A 17,485-nucleotide genomic window follows, 5' to 3' on the forward strand; every position below is an offset into this window, starting at 1 on the left:
GGCCCGCGCCGGGGGAGTTTGCCATCCCTTGGCCACCTCTTTCCCGGCACGCGGATCTTGGCGGAGATCCGCGCGGATAGCCTTTGCCAATGCCCCTCCCACGGGCCGCCATCTGGCCACGATCGATCAGAGGGCGGGTCACCCTCCTCACGCTCGTCCTGGCCGCCCTGTTCCTGATCCCCCTCGGCGTCGCCGCCGACCTGGTCATCAGGGCCACGGTCGCCAACGCCATCTGGCACGACACCAGAGAGGCCGCCTCGCGGGTCGTGGTGGCCTACCGCGAGTCGTCCCTGCTCAACCCGATCGCGCCCGGCCCGGGCGACGTCGACCTCATCCAGGTGGTCGGGCCCGGGCGGCACATCCTGGCCTCGACCGCCCGCGGCCGGACCCTGCCGCCGCTCAGCGACGCGCGGCCGGTGGTCCCGCACGACCTGCTCGACTTCACCACCTGCCGGCCCCTGTCCGTCGGCTGCTTCCACGTGACCGCGACGCTCACCGGCCCCGGCCCCGGCGCGCCGGTGGTGTACGCGGCCGCGCCCACCCCGGCCGTGCTGTCCACCCGCATTCTCGACGTGGCCGTCGGCCTGCAGATCGCCGCCGTGGCCGGCCTGGTCGGCTGGATCGCCTACAAGACCGCCGACCGTGGTCTTGGCACCATCGACCACATCCAGGCCCAGCTCGCCCACATCACCGCGAGCGATCTGTCCCTGCGGGTGCGGGAGCCTCCCGGCGAGGACGAGATCTCCCACCTGGCCCGCACCGTCAACAGCACCCTGGCACGGCTGGAGCACTCGGTGGAGCAGCAGCGCAGGTTCGCCGCGGACGCCTCGCACGAGCTGCGCACGCCCATCGCCGGGCTGCGCGCCCAGCTTGAGGAGTCACTGCTGCACCCCGAGGAGACCGACCTCGGCACGCTGGTGCGGGGGGCGCTGCGCGACACCGACCGGCTGGAGACCATCGTCACCGACCTGCTGTTCATGGCCAGGCTCGGCTCGGGCGGCCCGGCCGCGCAGGAGCCCGTCGACCTCGGCCAGCTCGCCACCGGCGAGATCGCCGCCCGGCCCGGCCGCGTGCCGGTCATCGCCGGCGTCGAGGAGCACGTCACCGTGATGGGCGTGCGCACGCACCTGTACCGGGTGATCGACAACCTGCTGGACAACGCCCAGCGGCACGCCGCCGACATGGTCAAGATCGAGGTGCACCGCGACCACGGGTCGGCCGTGCTCGCCGTCACCAACGACGGCGACCGCATCGCCGAGGAGGACCACGAGCGCGTCTTCCACCGGTTCGCCCGGCTGGACGCCGCCCGCAGCAGGAACAAGGGAGGCACCGGCCTCGGCCTGGCCATCGCCCGCGACGTCGCCATCGCCCACGGCGGAACGCTCCACGTCGAGAACGTCCCCGAGGGCACCCGCTTCGTGCTGCGGCTGCCGCTCGCCGAGTGAGCCCTCCGCACGCCCGCCGAACCAGCCCCCGCTCCCTCGCCGGATGAGCCCGCCCCCGCCCGCTGAACGCGTTACCCCCCCTTCGCCGGATGAGCCCGCCCCCGTCCGCCGTCCGGCCGGACGGGGCGCGGCGGCGGCCCCGGCTTCCCGGCTCTCCCAAGTGTTAACAGGAGTGACGCTGGGCGTTCAGCTCGCAATCTCCTAACGGGATGGTGCCGGTGGTTAGCGTGCGTGACACCTCGCGAGCGCGGCCGAAGGACGGCCCGCTCGCACGCCGCATATCAGGGAGTCAACCTTGCGAGTCCTGGCCGTCGTCCCCGCCCGTGGAGGTTCTGCGGGCGTCCCGCTGAAGAACCTGGCCAAGGTGGGCGGCACGCCCCTGGTCGCCCGCGCGGTCGCCTCCTGCACGGAAGCCGAGCTCATCGACCGGGTGGTCGTCAGCACCGACCACGACGCCATCGCCGCCGCGGCCCGCGCGGCGGGCGCCGAGGTGGTCCAGCGTCCCGCCGAGCTGAGCGGCGCCACCGCCTCCAGCGAGTCGGCCCTGCTGCACGCCCTCGACCAGGTCGGCACCGACCCCGAGGTCGTCGTGCTCGTCCAGTGCACCAGCGCCTTCATCGACCCCGCCGACCTGGACGCCGCCGTGTCCAAGGTGCTCGACGGCGCCGCCGACGTGGTGTTCTCCGGGCTGCCCACCCACGAGTTCGTGTGGGCGCGCGGCGAGGACGGGGTGCGCGGGATCAACCACGACCCGGCCCACCGCCCGCGCCGCCAGGACCGTGAGCCGGAGTACCGCGAGACCGGCGCCTTCTACGCCATCCGCGCCGCCGGGCTGCGCGAGCACGGGCACCGCTTCTTCGGCACCGTCGCCGTCCAGCCGGTGCCGAGCCGCCACGCCGTCGAGGTGGACTCCCCCGAGGACCTGGAGATGGTGCGGGCGCTGGCCCCGTTCGTGGACCGTCCCGGCCCGCTCGACGTTGACGCGGTGGTCACCGACTTCGACGGCGTGCACACCGACGACCTGGTCTACGTCGACCAGGACGGCCGCGAGACCGTCGCGGTGAGCCGCTCCGACGGCCTCGGCATCGCCCTGCTCAAGCGGTCCGGCGTCAAGATCCTGGTGCTGTCCACCGAGCGGAACCCGGTCGTCACCGCCCGCGCCCGCAAGCTCGGCGTCCCGGTCCTGCAGGGCCTGGCCTCCAAGCAGACCGCCCTGCGCGACTGGCTCAGCATCGAGGGCCTGGACCCGGCGAGGGTCGCCTACGTCGGCAACGACCTCAACGACCTCGGCTGCATGGAGCTGGTCGGCTGGCCGGTGACCGTGCCCGACGCCCACCCCCGCGTGCGCGCCGCCGCCCGCATCGTGCTCGGCCACGGGGGCGGCGCCGGCGCCGTGCGCGAGCTGTGCGACCGCGTGCTCGCCGCCCGCCCGGTGGACGCCGAGCCGGCCGCCGCCGGCCCGCGCGCGACGCTGCGCGTCAAGGGCGCCCCGGTCCAGATCGGCGAGTCGCTGGTCGGCTCCGGGCAGCCGGTGTACGTCATCGGCGAGATCGGCATCAACCACAACGGCGACCTGGACATCGCCCGCCGCCTCATCGACGTGGCCGCCGACGCCGGCTGCCAGGCGGTGAAGTTCCAGAAGCGCACGCCGGAGATCGCCGTGCCGGCCCACCAGCGCGACCAGATGCGCCAGACGCCCTGGGGCGAGATGACCTACCTGGAGTACAAGTACCGGGTGGAGTTCGGCCAGGACGAGTACACCCAGATCGCCAAGTACTGCGCCGAGCGGGGCCTGGACTGGTTCGCCTCCCCGTGGGACGTGCCGTCGGTGGACTTCCTGGAGGAGATGAACGTCGTCACGCACAAGGTCGCCTCGGCCAGCGTGACCGACCACGAGCTGCTGCGCCGGCTCGCCGCCACCGGCAAGCCGATCATCCTGTCGACCGGCATGTCGACGCTTCCGGAGATCGACGCGGCCGTGGAGATCCTCGGCACCTCCAAGCTGGTGATCATGCACGCCACCTCCACCTACCCGCTGCCGCCTGAGGAGGCCAACCTCCGCACGATCATCACCCTGCAGGACCGGTACGGCGTCCCGGTCGGCTACTCCGGCCACGAGCGCGGCCTGCAGATCTCCCTGGCCGCGGTGACGCTGGGCGCGGTGACCGTGGAGCGCCACATCACCCTGGACCGCACGATGTGGGGCTCCGACCACGCGGCTTCGCTGGAGCCGAGCGGCCTGGAGCACCTGGTGCGCGACATCAGGATCATCGAGCAGGCCCTCGGCGACGGCGTCAAGCGCGTCTTCCCGGGCGAGGAGGCCCCCAAGTCCCGCCTGCGCCGCGTCACCGTCTGACCCACGAGATGATCATCGACATGGACGCGCGCCGCCCCGAGCGGCGCGCGGCAGGAGGCGGCGCGGCGACGCGCACCGGAGGACGCCGGTGATCACGCTGTCGGTCGTGGTGCCGGTGCGGGACGCGGCGCCGTTCATCGGCGACACGCTGGCCTCACTGCGGCGCAACGCGCGGCCCGACTTCGAGTTCATCGTCGTCGACGACGGCTCGGTGGACGCGACCCCGCAGGTCATCGACGACTTCCGCGACGACCTGCCGGGGTTGACCGTGCTGCGCAACAGCTCTCCTGTGGGGCTGGCCGACGCCCGCAACGCCGGCCTGTCTCTCGCCTCGGGCCGGTATCTCACCTTCCTGGACGGCGACGACTGGGTGGGCCGGGGGTACCTCCCCCGGCTCGTCGAGGCGATCGAGGGCCTGGGCTGCGACTTCGTCCGGGTGGACCACGTGCAGGTGGAGGGGCGCAAGCGCACCGTGCACCGCGCGCCGGAGGCCCGGCGGGGCGTGGTGCTCGACCCGCGCGACCGCATCCTGCCGGCCGGCGCGCGGACGATGGTGGACTACCCCTACGCGTGGGCGGGGGTGTACCGGCGCTCGCTGGGCGACCTGCTCGCCTTCCCGGGGCACCTGCACACCGCCGAGGACCGGCCGTGGATCTGGCGGCTGCACCGCGAGGCGCGGTCGTTCGCGGTGGCCTCCATCGCCGGGGTGTTCTACCGGCGGCTGGTGTCCACCTCGCTGACCCAGGTCGGCGACGAACGGCAGCTGCACTTCTTCGACGCCTTCGACCTGGTGTTCAAGCAGATCGAGGGCGAGCCGCACCTGCAGCCCAAGGCGGTGCGCACCTTCTGCGCGCTGCTGGCCCACCACCTGGAGCTCGGCGACCGCTTCTCCCCCGCGCTGCGTGCCCGCTTCGAAGACAGGGCGCGGGACGTCCTGGCCGGTCTCCCGGCGGACCTGCTCGGGCAGACGGGGCTGGACGAGGAGCGGCAGGCCCTGCTCGGGCCGCTGCTCCCCCGACCTCTCAGACAGCCCGAGGAGCGTTCGCCATGACGCAGGTCTTCTACAGCTCCACCCTGTTCGGGACGATGACGCTGGCGGCGGCCATGGACGCGGGCAGGTTCGGCCCGCACGACGGCCGCCGGGTGCTGCTGGTGTCCAACAACGCCGCGATCCCCGAGGTGACCCCGTCCCTGGACGAGGCCCCGGGGTTCGCGGCGCTGCGGCCCCGGTTCGACGAGGTGTGGTCGTGGAACGACATCATCGCCCCGCTGCACCCTTCCGACTGGAAGGCGCGCGTCATCGAGGTGCCCATGCTGGAGCGCCTGGTGCGCGGCCACCTCGCACTGGGTGAGGGGGCCGCCGAGCTGGTGCTGGAGTCGGTGGCGGTGCCGCCGGCCAGGACGGTTGCGGCGCTGGTCCGCGACTGCCCGATCACGGTGTACTCCGACGGCCTGATGAGCTACGGGCCGACCCGCGACCCGCTGCCGCTGGAGATCTCCGGCCGGATCACCCGGCTGCTCCACCTTGACCTGGTGCCCGAGCTCACGCCGCTGCTGCTGCGCGAGGTCGGGGTGGCGCCCGAGCCGCTGCCGGACGCGGCGTTCCTGCGGGTGCTGGAGGAGATGCCCGCCGTCGAGGGCCTGTACGGCGAGGCGATCATCCTGGGCCAGTACCTGTCGGCGCTGGACATCGTCACCGCCGAGGAGGAGGCCGAGCTGCACGCCGGGATGCTGCGCGCCCTCGCCGCGGGCGGCCACCGCAGCGTGCTGTTCAAGCCGCACCCGGCGGCGGGCGGCCACCACGCCCGCCTGCTGCGCGCGGTCGCGCGGGAGCTCGGGGTCGACCTGTGCGTGGCCGGCGACACCGTGCCGGCCGAGGTCTGCTTCCTGGCGTTGCGCCCGCGACTGGTGGTCGGATGCTTCTCCACCGCTCTGATGACCGCGCGCCGGCTGTTCGGCCTGCCGATCGCGACCATGGGCTGCGAGCTGGTGCTGGAGCGGCTGGCGCCCTACGAGAACAGCAACCGAATCCCGGTGACGATCGTCGACGCCACCGTGCCGCGCCTGGCGCCGGACGGCTCGATCACCGAGCCGCCGACCGGCGATCGGAGCGACCTGCGCGCGCTGGTGGAGGCGGTGGGCTTCTGCATGCAGAGCGAGCACTACCCGGCGCTGCGCGAGGCCGCGGCCCGCTACATCGAGGCCAACGGCCCGCAGGCCCGCTACTTCAAGAACCGGCGGCTGGCCTCGGTCGGCCTGCTGCCCGCGCCCGAACCGGCCAAGTCCCGTCCCCTCTCGCGCCTGCGCCGCGCCCTGTCCCGCTGACCGCCGGCCGCTAGCAGGCGGCGGCGCGGGGCGCGCCGCCGCACACGGCGAACGCGGACAGCGCGGCGTAGTAGGCCTGCTTCTTGTTGTAGTCGCGGTCGAAGAGCAGGGGTGTGCCGCCACTGCGCCAGGAGTACCTGTCGGTCACCCCCCACACGGTGACGCCGGTGCAGCGCGGCACCATCACGCAGGCGGTGAGCGCCTTGCGGTAGTCCTGCGCCTGGGCGGCGCCCGAGCCCTCGATGTCCAGCTCGGTGATCTGGACGTCCACGCCGAGCGCGGCGAACTGGGCGATGGTCTGGGCGTAGGCCGCCGGCAGCGGCGCCGTCGCGGAGAAGTGCGACTCCAGCCCGACGCAGTCGATCGGCACGCCCCGCGTCTTGAAGTCCTTGACCATGGCCAGCACGCCGCGGGTCTTGGCGGCCGCCGGATCCTCGATGCCATAGTCGTTGAGGCACAGCCGGGCGGCCGGGTCGGCCGCGCGGGCGGCCCGGAAGGCCGTCTCGATGTAGGAGTCGCCGAGGCGTCGCTGGAACAGGCCGGGGCGCACGCCACCCGAGTCGGCGAACGCCTCGTTCACCACGTCCCAGCTGTGGATCTTCCCTCGGAAGTGGCCGGCCACCGCGGCGATGTGGGCGGTGAGCGCCTGGTAGGTGTCCTGGGCGGTCAGCAGGTTGCCCGTCCAGGCCGTGTGCGGGGAGTCGACCAGGCTGTGCCCGCGCACTCGCATTCCCTTGCTCTGGGCGTGGGCGACGATGGCGTCGGCCGGCGTGAAGTTGAACTGGCCGCGCACCGGTTCCACCGCGTCCCAGTGCATCTCGTTCTCGGGCGTCACGGAGGTGAACTCCCGGTCGAGCACGGCCGCGTAGGGCGCCTCGCCGAGATGGGAGGCGCCGACGGCGGCGCCGAAGTAGCGGCCGGTGGCCGCGGCCGCCCCTCCCAGCGTGGCGGCCGCGGCGCCTGCCGGGGCCGCCGTCAGCGGTGGTGAGGCCACCGCGCCGATGACCGCGAAGGCGGCGATCGCCGCTCGCGCGAGGGAACGGCGCATGGCGACCTCCGACCCGGGATTTCCCGCCATGACCGTCCTCCCGTCACCAGGGGCGTTGACGTCACTGATTGTGACCGGACGCCGGGAGTTGTCAACGTGGCGCGTCATGTTCCGCAGGGCGGACGGGGGTCGCAGCGCCCATGCCACCACTGATGCGGACGGGGCGGCACGAAAGTTTCACGCCATCCCGTCCGGTGTTCAGCCCAGCGCCTTGAGGTAGCGGCGCACGCGGCGGCTCGCGCGGTAACCGGCGCGCAGCACGTTCGGCGGCACCTCCACCCGCAGGCGGGCCCGCCGCCGGGCGGCCGCGTGCTCGGGTCCGGTGAGCAGCGGCCGCACCGGGGCGAGCCGCCCCGCACGCGCCTCGGCGATCAGGGAGCCGAGCCTGGCCACCCAGTCGCTGGTGGCCGGGTCGTGGAAGTAGTTGGCGTCGCACCAGGCGGCCGTCGGGTGCCGCAGGTCGCCGCGCGCCAGGTCTTCCAGGGTGCCCAGGCACCCGCTGTCCTCGAACACCAGGTTGATCATCTCGGCGCTGACCCCGAAGTCCGAAAGGACCAGCAGCGGGACGCGGCCGGCGATCGCCTCCAGGGCCGCGGTGGAGCTGACCGTCACGAATCCCGCCGCGGCGGCCAGGTGCTCGTGCATGGCGCCTGCGGCGAAGCGCACCGAGCCGGGACGCACCGCGCCGGATTCGGCCAGCGACCGCCACAGGCGCTCGTAGTGGTAGCGCTCGTTGTGGGTCTGGCGCTCGTTCTCAAGGGCGCGCAGCTTGACCACGACGTCCAGGCCCGGACGCGCCTCGGCCAGCCGGGCGAGGGCCAGCAGGATGCTCTCGCGGTCCTCGCGCCGCTTGGGCACCTTGGCCTGGGTGGCGAACACCAGGCGGTCGCCCGTCCCGCCGCCGGCCGTCCGATGGTCCAGGTAGGGCAGGCGGGCCAGGGCCATCGACCCGGTGGCGCCCAGTTCCCTGCCGATGCGGCCGAACTCCTCCACCTCCCTGCCGCTGTGCACGACGAACAGGTCGCAGGCCCCGCGGTACAGCCAGGCCTTCTCTGTGGCGGGGATGGAGATGCCCGGCAGCCCCGACACCAGCACCGGCCGGGGCGAGAGCCCGGCGAACACGTCGCCGGCCAGCACGTCGACCACCGGTCCTGTGCAGGCCAGCAGGATGGCGTCGGGCCGGTCGCGTTCGGCGATGCGGCGCAGCGCCCGCGCCGACACCACGGCGGGCGGCTCGGCCGCGCCGGAGCGGGTGCCGCTGACGGCGGCGGTGATCTGGGCCGGGGACGGCACGATCGGCGTGCGCACGACGGCCAGCGTCGATGTCCAACCGGCCGGTAGCTGGTCGAGAAGACCCGCCGCCCATTTCAGATACGAGTCCGAATCGGCCACAGCGAGAACCCGGCTCAAGGAGAAGCCCTTTCGTGCGCGAACATCTGGAGATGCGATCGGAGGGAGACCGACGCGGAGGGAGTCCACCAGTCGTCGGGCACCTCCACGGTCTGGACGGGCACCCCTCGGGCGGCGAGCAGCACGCGCAGCGAGGTGACGGCCGTGGACGGCAGGCTGAGAACGCGCTGGCCGGGGCGCAGGTCGCGCAGGGTCATCTCGACCGGCGCCCCGGCGTCGTACACGGTGACCCCGGGGTGGTCACGGACCGCGGCCAGGTCGCCGGGGTCCTCCCTGCGGTGCGGGTAGTACGCCAGCGGCCCTTCGAGGGCGAACAGCCAGGACAGGTAGCGGTCGCGGTGGATCAGCCCGTTGCGCACCAGCGAGGTGCCGAGGACCACCGTGTTCTCGCGGGGCCGGGGGTGGGCGACCACCGGCTGGGAGCGCAGCCAGGCGAAGTCGTGGGTGACCAGCTCGGCCCCGAGCCCGCGCACGGCGTCGGCCAGGGCGGCGGGGACGGGCAGGGCGGTGAAGACGGTGAGCCGTCCGGCCCTCGCCGCGGCGCGCAGGCGGATCCCCGCGGCGACGCCCAGGGCCAGGCGGGACGGCTTGGCCGCGGCGCGGGCGCGCAGCAGAGGGGTGGCCAGGCCCGCGGTCAACAGCTCCAGCAGGCGGATGGTGGCCAGGCCGTCGTCGACGATGACCATGCGGGTGGGGAAGGCCGTCAGCGAGGTGAGCTGCATCCTGCCGGAGAAGGCGTCCCCGAGGACCCAGGCCTCGCGGCGGCCGGGACGGGGCATGCCCTGATCGGCGGCCTGGATGCTCAGCCCGGCCGGCAGCTCCAGCACGTCCAGCTCGGCGCGGGTGACGCGCAGGCCGGGCAGCCTGCCGCGGGTCACCACGCGGGTGCCCGGCCCGATCAACCCCGCGTGCCGCGCCTCGACCGCGCACAGCAACTGGAGCGGAGACTCCACCCAGGCGACGGCCGACCCCTGCTCCCGCACGCGGCTTCGACCGTTCCTCTCCACGCCGGGCATTGACACGTTCACGACGCATGCAACCTAGCCCCGCGACCCTACGTAATAGGGAACAGACGATGAACGGCGGCCGACGGCGGCCCGGCCGTTGTCGGATGAGAGCGGCTCCCAGGCGTCACATGGGCAACGCGGGCCCCACTTGACACAGAAGGCGTCGCAGGCTCCGAGTATCACTGGGCCCGGACGGCCCCGGAGTCGTGTCCGCGCCCGCGGGGCCCGGATCGGCGGCACCTTACCCGCGTCGCGGCAGGTCAACCGCGCCCGACGCGCATTCTCGCCGGGCCGCGTGCCTGGCTTTGCCATGAGAAGGCCAGAACGGACGAGAGCTTTGTCCCACTTGCATGTGGTTTGTCCGATGTATTACTCTCGGAGGAATCCCGGCACGGGAGACCGCTTCTCTGAGCGACCCGCCCGTGCCGCCGATATCGCCCGGCGCGGCCGGTCCTCTGCGGAGAGACCCCTCTCCCACCGTCACGCGCCTCCGTCGAGTCCGCGCCCACGCGGAGCCGGGGACCCACCTTCTTGGGGTGAATCAGGCGCGCCCGCCCACGGACGCGCCCGTAGGACGAACCTTCACGTCCGAACCCGTCAGCTAACCCGGTAGGCGGCAGGAAGAAGGAGTCTCAGCTTGTCCATGTTCGTCACGACCGTACATCGGCTTCTGGATGCCCCGAAGAACCAGTTGAAGGCCGTCGCGTTCGGCGGGCTCGTGCTCGCCCAGGTTGTCACCGGCACCGCCCTTGCGGCGAACGCCGACTCCTCTCCCCAGGCCGACGCCGCCTCTCCCAAGAGCGGCATCGTCGCCGTCGCGCGGCAGGAGGCGGCGAAGGTGGGGCTGCCGTCCCGGCAGGTCTCCGCCGAGCAGTTGCTGGCACTGGCCGAGAAGCAGGTCGGCATCAGCGAGAACGGCAGCGGCGGCGGCACCAAGTTCCACGCCTGGTACATGAGCTCCCCGCGCGCCAGGGAGACCGTGGCGCGCGACAGTGGCACGATCGCCGACTACGCCGACGCCGCCTGGTGCGACATGTTCGTCTCCTGGGTGGGCGCGCAGATGGGCCTGCAGGACACCGTCGGCGCCGACGCCTACACCGTCGCCCACGCCAAGTGGTTCGCCGCGCGGGACCGCTGGGGCACCACGCCCAAGCCCGGCGCGGTCGTGTTCTTCTCCTTCAACGGCGACAAGAGCATCGACGGCATCGAGCACGTCGGCTTCGTCATCAAGGACAACGGCGACGGCACCATCCGCACGGTCGAGGGCAACACCGACGGCGGCAAGGTCGAGATCCGCACCAGGCCGGCCTCGCAGATCGTCGGATACGGCTACCCCGGCTACGCCGCCTGACCTCGGCGGCCCGCCACCCTCGTTCCACCTTTCCGCGGCGTCCCGCCCGCCTCCCCGCGAAGGACGCCTCCCGGCGCCGCACGGCCGGCCCACTCCCCCGGCCGCGCGGCGCCGGCGCTCGTTTCCCATCACTCCGGCGAGCCGGCCGGAACGCCGCGCAGCCCGCGCGCCGCGCCCCCAGGACCTCGGCGGAGCCCGCGCGCCGTGGCCTAGGAGCCCGGTGAAGCCCGTGCGCCGTGGCGCATGGATGATTTGCGCCCGACTGTGCCGAAGCGGTGGGAGCGCTCCCAATGCTGCGAAAGGGCCTTATGGGGGCTACTCTACGGTTTTCTCAGCGCTAACCGCCCCAGGAGTAACAGTTAGGTTTCGGCATATTGACGCCAGCATTGCCCGTCGGGGACCCTTCGTGGGAGCGCTCCCAAATATCGCTCGCAGGCTCACCCCCGCGAGATCACGACTGAGGGATCCAGCACATCGTGGGCCCGACTGTCGGGGCCGGCCCTCGATGCACCTCCCAAAGATCGGGCAACCACCTGAGAGGGGTCCGGAATGATGAACAATATGCGCCGCGGGAAGACACTCGCGGTCGCATCGGTGATGACGGTCGCACTCGGCATCACCGCCGCGTGCAGCTCCGGCGGGGACGGCGGGAACACCAGCACCGGTGGCTCGTCCTCGGCCGCGGCCGAGAAGATCACCCTTACGCTGCAGACCTTCGGCGGCGGGACCAACTTCGGCTACAAGGCCGCGGTCGCCAAGTGGAACAGCGATCACCCCAACGTTCAGGTGAAGTACAACAACCTCACCGACAGCTTTGAGAACGTCTATTGGCCGCAGATGCTGCAGTGGCTGCAGTCGGGCACCGGCGCCGGCGACGTGGTCGGCATCGACGAGGGCGGCATGGGTCTGGCCAAGGCCCGTCCCCAGTTCTTCACCGACCTCGGCCAGTACGGCCTGCAGAGCCGCCAGGCCGACTTCCCCGCCTGGAAGTGGGAGAACGGCATCAACACCGAGGGCAAGCTGTTCGCCCTCGGCACCGACGTCGGCGGCATGAGCATCTGCTACCGCTCCGACCTGTTCAAGCAGGCCGGGCTTCCCACCGACCGCGACGAGGTCGGCAAGCTGTGGAGCGGCGGCTGGGAGGACTTCATCAAGGCCGGCCAGCAGTTCCAGTCCAAGGTCAAGGACGCCAAGTTCGTCGACAGCATCAACACCATCTACAACGTGGTGCTGGCGCAGGAGGCCGCCAAGAACGGCAACGTCACCTACTTCGACAAGAACCAGCAGCTCATCGTGGACAAGAACCCGGCCGTCAAGTCCGCGTTCGACCTCGCCACGAAGATCAGCCAGGACGGCCTGACCGCCAAGCTGCAGAACTTCACCGACGGCTGGAACACCGGCTTCGTCAAGTCGCAGTTCGCGACCCTGGGCTGCCCCGGCTGGATGCTCGGCGTGGTCTCGGGCAACGCCGGTGACAAGTTCAAGGGCAAGTGGGACGTCGCGACCGTGCCCGGCGGCGGCGGCAACTGGGGCGGCTCCTGGCTCGCGGTGCCCAAGCAGTCCAAGCACCCGAAGGAGGCCGCCGAGCTGGCCAGCTACCTGACCAGCCCCGACGCCCAGCTCATGGCGTTCAAGGAGGGCGGCAACCTGCCCAGCACCATCCCGGCGCAGGACAACCCCGAGCTCCAGAGCGTGAACAACGAGTACTTCAACAACGCGCCCATCGGCAAGATCTTCGGGCCGTCCATCAAGTCGCTTCAGCCGATCTTCCTCGGTGAGAAGCACGCGCAGGTCAAGCGCGAGGTGGAGCAGGTCCTCAACGGCATGGAGCAGGGCTCGGTGCCCGTGGCCCAGGCCTGGCAGAAGTTCGTCGAGGCGGGCCAGAAGGCGGCGGGCTGATCCTCCCCGGTCCTCACCGGTTCGCCGGGGCTCACCGCCCCGGCGAACCGGTGACCTGCCGTAGTGAGCGGCGTGGCGGTGGTGGAACCCACCACCGCCCACGCCCCGCGAGGCACTCGTCCAGTCGTACCGATGCCGAGCTTGGTTATCGCTTGGTAGCGGGCACACGATCGACCGTTACCGACGAGAAGAAGGAGAATGGGGCTCCTCCCCGTGGCCGCCGGCCAGGGAGCGCCCCGGAAATCCGATGAGCGTCAACCTCCACACGCAGCGGGCGGATCCGGCGCCTCCGCCGCCCCGGCCGGGACGCCACCAGGCGCGCTCCCGCCGCAGTATCTGGTCGCAGTTCGACATCAAGGCGACCCCGTACTTCCTGATCTCCCCGTACTTCCTGCTCTTCGCGATCTTCGGCCTGTTCCCCCTGGTGTTCACCCTGTGGGTGTCGCTCCAGGACTACGGACTGGCCGGCGGAGACGCCTCCTTCACCGGCCTGGCCAACTACACCAAGCTCCTGGCGGACGAGGACTTCTGGAACGCGGTGATCAACACCGTCGGCATCTTCGTCCTCGCCACGGTGCCGCAGCTCGTCCTCGCGCTCATGCTCGCCAACGCGCTCAACAAGCGCCTCCGCGGCCGGCTGTTCTTCCGGCTGGGCGTCCTGGTGCCGCTGGTGACCTCGGTCGTCGCCGTCGCCATCGTGTTCACCCAGCTCTACGGCCGCGACTTCGGCCTGTTCAACTGGCTGCTCGGCTTCGTGGGCGTCGACCAGCACATCGACTGGCAGAGCGCCAAGTGGTCGTCCTGGACCGCCATCGCCACCATGGTCGACTGGCGCTGGACCGGCTACAACGCGATCATCTACCTCGCGGGCATGCAGACCATCCCCCGCGACCTGTACGAGGCGGCGTCCATCGACGGGGCCTCCCCGCGCCGCCAGTTCTGGCAGATCACCCTGCCGATGATCCGCCCGACGATCATCTTCACCGTGTTCGTCTCGACGATCGGCGGGCTCACCCTGTTCGCCGAGCCGGTGATGTTCGCCAGCAACCGGATGGACGGCGGGGCCACCGGCCAGTTCCAGACGATCGCCATGTACATCGTCGAGCAGGGCTTCCGGAACTTCAACTACGGCTACGCCGCCGCGGCCGCCTGGCTGCTGTTCCTGCTGATCCTCCTCGGCGTCGGGATCAACTACACGTTCGTCCGCCGGATCGGAGGCAGCAAGTGACCGCGATCACGCAGGTCAGGCCGGCGCAGAGGGGCAAGGCGCGCAGCAAGCGGGACCCGTTCCGCGCCACCCCCCTGACGAAGATCGCCCTGGGCTTCACCGTCCTGCTGTCGATCTTCCCGATCTACTGGATGATCATCATCGCGTCGCGGACCAACTCCGACGCGGTGGAGGTGCCCCCGCCGCTGCTCCCTGGCGGCAACCTCGGTGCCAACATCCAGCGCGTGCTCGAGACCGAGGACGCGCACTTCATCACGGGTCTGGTGAACTCGCTGATCGTCACCTCGACGGTGACGCTCTCCGTCGTGCTCATCTCGACGTTCGCGGGATTCGCCTTCGCCAGACTCCACTTCCGCGGCCGCAACCTGCTGCTCGGCTCCATCCTCATCACGATGATGGTGCCGCTCCAGCAGATGGGCATCGTCCCGCTCTACCAGCTCATGGTGACCCTCGGCTGGACGGGCACGCTCAAGGCCGTCATCCTGCCCTACCTGCTCAACGGCTTCGGCGTCTTCATGATGACGCAGTACACCGATCAGGCCGTGCCCGAGGAGCTGGTCGAGGCGGCGCGGGTGGACGGCGCGTCCACCATGCGCATCTGGTGGAACGTGATCCTGCCCGCCGTGCGGCCCGGCATGGCCGTGCTGGCGCTGCAGACCTTCATGCTCAACTGGAACGAGTTCATGTGGCCCTTGATCGTCCTGAGCCCGGAGAACCCCACGGTTCAGGTGTCGATCAGCTTCCTCACCGCGGCCCACAGCACGGACTACGTCCTGATCTTCACCGGAACGGCCCTTTCCGTACTACCGCTCATTGTCGTTTTCGTCGCGTTCGGCCGGCAGATCGTCGGCGGACTCATGGAAGGTGCGGTCAAAGCGTGACCACGCAGGAGACTCAACCCCAGACCGGCATCCCCGCCCTCGCGTTCCCCACCGGCTTCGTCTGGGGCGCCGCCACCTCGGCGTACCAGATCGAAGGGTCCACCGACGTGGACGGGCGCGGGACCTCCATCTGGGACACGTTCGTCCGGCAGCCGGGCCGCATCCTCAACGGCGAGAACGCCGATGTGGCCATCGACCACTACCGCCGCTACCGGGACGACGTGGCCGTCATGGCCGAGCTCGGGCTGACCGCCTACCGCTTCTCGGTGTCCTGGCCGCGGATCATGCCGGACGGCGCCGGCACGGTGAACCAGGCCGGCCTGGACTTCTACCGGCGGCTGGTGGACGAGCTGCTGGCCAACGGCATCGAGCCCTGGCTGACCCTGTACCACTGGGACCTTCCCCAGGCACTTGAAGACCTCGGCGGCTGGCCCGCACGCGACACGTCGAAGCGCTTCGCCGACTTCGCCGCCTGCGTCCACCAGGCGCTCGGCGACCGCGTCAAGCAGTGGAGCACCGTCAACGAGCCCTGGTGCGCCGCCTTCCTCGGCTACTCCTCCGGCGAGCACGCGCCGGGACGCCGTGAGCCGGCCGCCTCGATCAGGGCCGCCCACCACCTCAACCTCGCCCACGGCCTGGCCGTCCAGGCGCTGCGCGCCCAGGGCGCCGACGCGCGCATCGGCGGCTCGGTGAACCTGTACGCGATCAGCCCGGCGACCGACGACGCCGCCGACCTGGACGCCGCGCGGCGCATCGACGGCCTGCAGAACCGCTTCTTCCTGGACGCGCTGCTGAAGGGCTCCTACCCCGAGGACGTCCTCGCGGACCTGAGCGCGGTCACCGACATCGACTTCATCCAGGACGGCGACATGGAGACCATCTCCACGCCGTTCGACACCCTGATGGTGAACTACTACAGCCGGTTCACCGTGTCGGGCAAGCCCGGAGGCGCCGCCTCGGCCGCCGCCGCCCCGACCGGCGCCGGCTCGCCGTGGCCCGGCAACGAGCACGTGTCGTTCGTCAACGGCGGCCGGCCGGTCACCTCGATGGGCTGGGAGATCGACGACCTCGGCCTGTACGAGGTGCTCCAGCGGGTCGCCACCGAGTACCCGAGCATCCCCCTGGTCATCTCCGAGAACGGCGCCGCGTTCGACGACGTCGTGGCCGACGGGTCGGTCGACGACCAGGAGCGCCTGGCCTACATCGAGGCGCACCTGCGCACCTGCCACGCCGCCATCGAGGCGGGCATCCCGCTCAAGGGGTACTTCGCCTGGTCCCTGATGGACAATTTCGAGTGGGCCTGGGGCTACGGCAAGCGGTTCGGACTTGTGTACGTCGACTACGAGAGCCAGCGCAGAACCCCCAAGGCCAGCGCCTTCTGGTACGCCGACACGATCCGCAGAGGCGGGTTGCTGGGTCCGGCAGAATAAGGCGTTAACTGTCAGGAGGGGGCTACTTTGATGAACGGGGACCGCCGCTCGGGAGCGCGACCGACCCTCGAGGCCGTCGCCGCTCGCGCGGGCGTCGGCCGCGGCACCGTGTCTCGCGTCATCAACGGCTCGCCGAAGGTGAGCGACAAGGCGCGCGAAGCGGTGCAGCAGGCGATCGACGAACTCGGCTACGTGCCGAACCGGGCGGCGCGCACCCTGGTCACCAGGCGCACGGACACGATCGCGCTGGTGGTGTCGGAGTCCGAGCAGCGCATCTTCGACGAGCCGTTCTTCGCGGGCATCATCCGCGGCATCGGCTCGTCGCTGTCGGAGACCGGCCTGCAGCTCATCTTGACGATGGCGCAGTCGCGCGACGAGCACGAGCGCCTTGAGCTCTACCTCACCGGGCAGCACGTGGACGGCGTGCTGCTGATCTCCCTGCACGGCGCCGACCCGCTGCCCGGCCGGCTGGAGGAGATGGGCGTGCCGACCGTCCTCGGCGGCCGCCCGGTGGGCTTCACCCCGTTCAGCTACGTCGACATGGACAACAGGGCCGGCGCCCGGCAGGCGGTCAAGTACCTGCTCGGCCGGGGCAGGCGGCGCATCGCGACCATCGCCGGCTCCCAGGACATGGGCGTGGGCGTCGACCGTCTGGCCGGCTACCGCGACGCGCTGCTGGCCACCGGCATGCAGGAGATCGTCGCCTACGGAGACTTCAGCGAGGCCAGCGGCGTGTCGGCGATGGAGCGCCTGCTCCAGCAGCACCCGACGCTGGACGCGGTGTTCACCGCCTCCGACCCGATGGCCTTCGGCGCGATGAGGGTGCTCAAGGACCACGGCAAGATCATCCCGGACGATGTCGCGGTGATCGGCTTCGACGACTCGGCGGTGGCCGCGCACACCGTGCCGCCGCTCACCAGCGTCCACCAGCCGACCGAGGACATGGGCCGCCAGATGGCGCAGCTGCTCGTCTGCCGCATCAACGGCGAGCGGCTGGAGCAGCCCGTCGTGATATTGGACACCCACCTGGTCGAGCGCGGCTCGGCCTGACCCCCAAAGGCGCGGCCCGGGCAGCCCGTGCGGCCGGGAGCCCGGGCCGTCGCGC

General features: G+C 71.4%; 13 protein-coding genes and 1 riboswitch. Of the genes, 10 read left to right on the forward strand and 3 right to left on the reverse strand.

Annotated elements, in window-relative coordinates; translation table 11 throughout:
- Positions 1-89 precede the first annotated feature (89 nt).
- The 4 genes from ABZU32_RS21010 (at position 90) to ABZU32_RS21025 (ending at position 6,126) form a co-directional block, all read left to right on the forward strand.
- Complete coding sequence (locus ABZU32_RS21010; RefSeq protein WP_354836129.1) at positions 90-1,445, forward strand: ATP-binding protein; 1,356 nt, start codon at positions 90-92, stop codon at positions 1,443-1,445.
- A gap of 295 nt (positions 1,446-1,740) precedes the next feature.
- Entirely contained in the window at positions 1,741-3,801 is a 2,061-nt protein-coding gene (locus ABZU32_RS21015; protein WP_354924399.1) for an N-acetylneuraminate synthase family protein, read from the forward strand.
- Positions 3,802-3,889: 88 nt separating this feature from the next.
- Positions 3,890-4,852, forward strand: a complete 963-nt coding sequence (locus ABZU32_RS21020; protein ID WP_354836133.1) for a glycosyltransferase family 2 protein — start codon at positions 3,890-3,892, stop codon at positions 4,850-4,852.
- Positions 4,849-6,126 carry a polysialyltransferase family glycosyltransferase gene (locus tag ABZU32_RS21025; protein WP_354924401.1) on the forward strand — a complete coding sequence of 426 codons (1,278 nt, stop codon included), beginning with the start codon at positions 4,849-4,851 and terminating at the stop codon, positions 6,124-6,126. The genes ABZU32_RS21020 and ABZU32_RS21025 overlap by 4 nt, the downstream gene beginning before the upstream one ends.
- Before the next feature lie 10 nt (positions 6,127-6,136).
- On the opposite strand, the gene ABZU32_RS21030 is transcribed toward ABZU32_RS21025, so the two are convergent.
- From ABZU32_RS21030 to ABZU32_RS21040, 3 genes are all read right to left on the reverse strand, one after another.
- On the reverse strand, positions 6,137-7,204 hold the full coding sequence (locus tag ABZU32_RS21030; protein ID WP_354924403.1) for an endo-1,4-beta-xylanase: 1,068 nt from the start codon (positions 7,202-7,204) through the stop codon (positions 6,137-6,139).
- A 168-nt stretch (positions 7,205-7,372) separates the two neighbouring features.
- Complete coding sequence (locus tag ABZU32_RS21035; RefSeq protein ID WP_354924405.1) at positions 7,373-8,566, reverse strand: DUF6716 putative glycosyltransferase; 1,194 nt, start codon at positions 8,564-8,566, stop codon at positions 7,373-7,375.
- Between the two features lie 14 nt (positions 8,567-8,580).
- Positions 8,581-9,567 carry a hypothetical protein gene (locus ABZU32_RS21040; protein WP_354924407.1) on the reverse strand — a complete coding sequence of 329 codons (987 nt, stop codon included), beginning with the start codon at positions 9,565-9,567 and terminating at the stop codon, positions 8,581-8,583.
- Positions 9,568-10,072: 505 nt separating this feature from the next.
- Positions 10,073-10,222, forward strand: a riboswitch (cyclic di-AMP (ydaO/yuaA leader).
- A 12-nt stretch (positions 10,223-10,234) separates the two neighbouring features.
- Between ABZU32_RS21040 and ABZU32_RS21045 the strand changes: the two genes are divergently transcribed.
- The 6 genes from ABZU32_RS21045 to ABZU32_RS21070 all read left to right on the forward strand — a co-directional run bounded on the left by ABZU32_RS21045 (position 10,235) and on the right by ABZU32_RS21070 (position 17,430).
- Positions 10,235-10,942: a CHAP domain-containing protein gene (locus tag ABZU32_RS21045; RefSeq protein ID WP_354924458.1), complete on the forward strand. Its 708-nt coding sequence runs from the start codon at positions 10,235-10,237 to the stop codon at positions 10,940-10,942.
- Between the two features lie 561 nt (positions 10,943-11,503).
- Complete coding sequence (locus ABZU32_RS21050; protein ID WP_354924409.1) at positions 11,504-12,841, forward strand: ABC transporter substrate-binding protein; 1,338 nt, start codon at positions 11,504-11,506, stop codon at positions 12,839-12,841.
- Between the two features lie 247 nt (positions 12,842-13,088).
- Positions 13,089-14,069: a sugar ABC transporter permease gene (locus ABZU32_RS21055; protein WP_354836145.1), complete on the forward strand. Its 981-nt coding sequence runs from the start codon at positions 13,089-13,091 to the stop codon at positions 14,067-14,069.
- A gap of 5 nt (positions 14,070-14,074) precedes the next feature.
- Entirely contained in the window at positions 14,075-14,950 is an 876-nt protein-coding gene (locus ABZU32_RS21060) for a carbohydrate ABC transporter permease (RefSeq protein ID WP_354836570.1), read from the forward strand.
- Positions 14,947-16,380, forward strand: coding sequence for a GH1 family beta-glucosidase (locus ABZU32_RS21065; RefSeq protein WP_354836147.1), 1,434 nt, complete (start codon positions 14,947-14,949; stop codon positions 16,378-16,380). Before ABZU32_RS21060 ends, ABZU32_RS21065 begins: the two co-directional genes overlap by 4 nt.
- Positions 16,381-16,410: 30 nt before the next feature.
- Positions 16,411-17,430, forward strand: coding sequence for a LacI family DNA-binding transcriptional regulator (locus ABZU32_RS21070; RefSeq protein WP_354836149.1), 1,020 nt, complete (start codon positions 16,411-16,413; stop codon positions 17,428-17,430).
- The last annotated feature ends 55 nt before the right edge of the window (positions 17,431-17,485 follow it).

It is taken from the genome of Sphaerisporangium sp. NPDC005288 (assembly GCF_040607475.1).
GTDB lineage: Bacteria > Actinomycetota > Actinomycetes > Streptosporangiales > Streptosporangiaceae > Sphaerisporangium > Sphaerisporangium rhizosphaerae.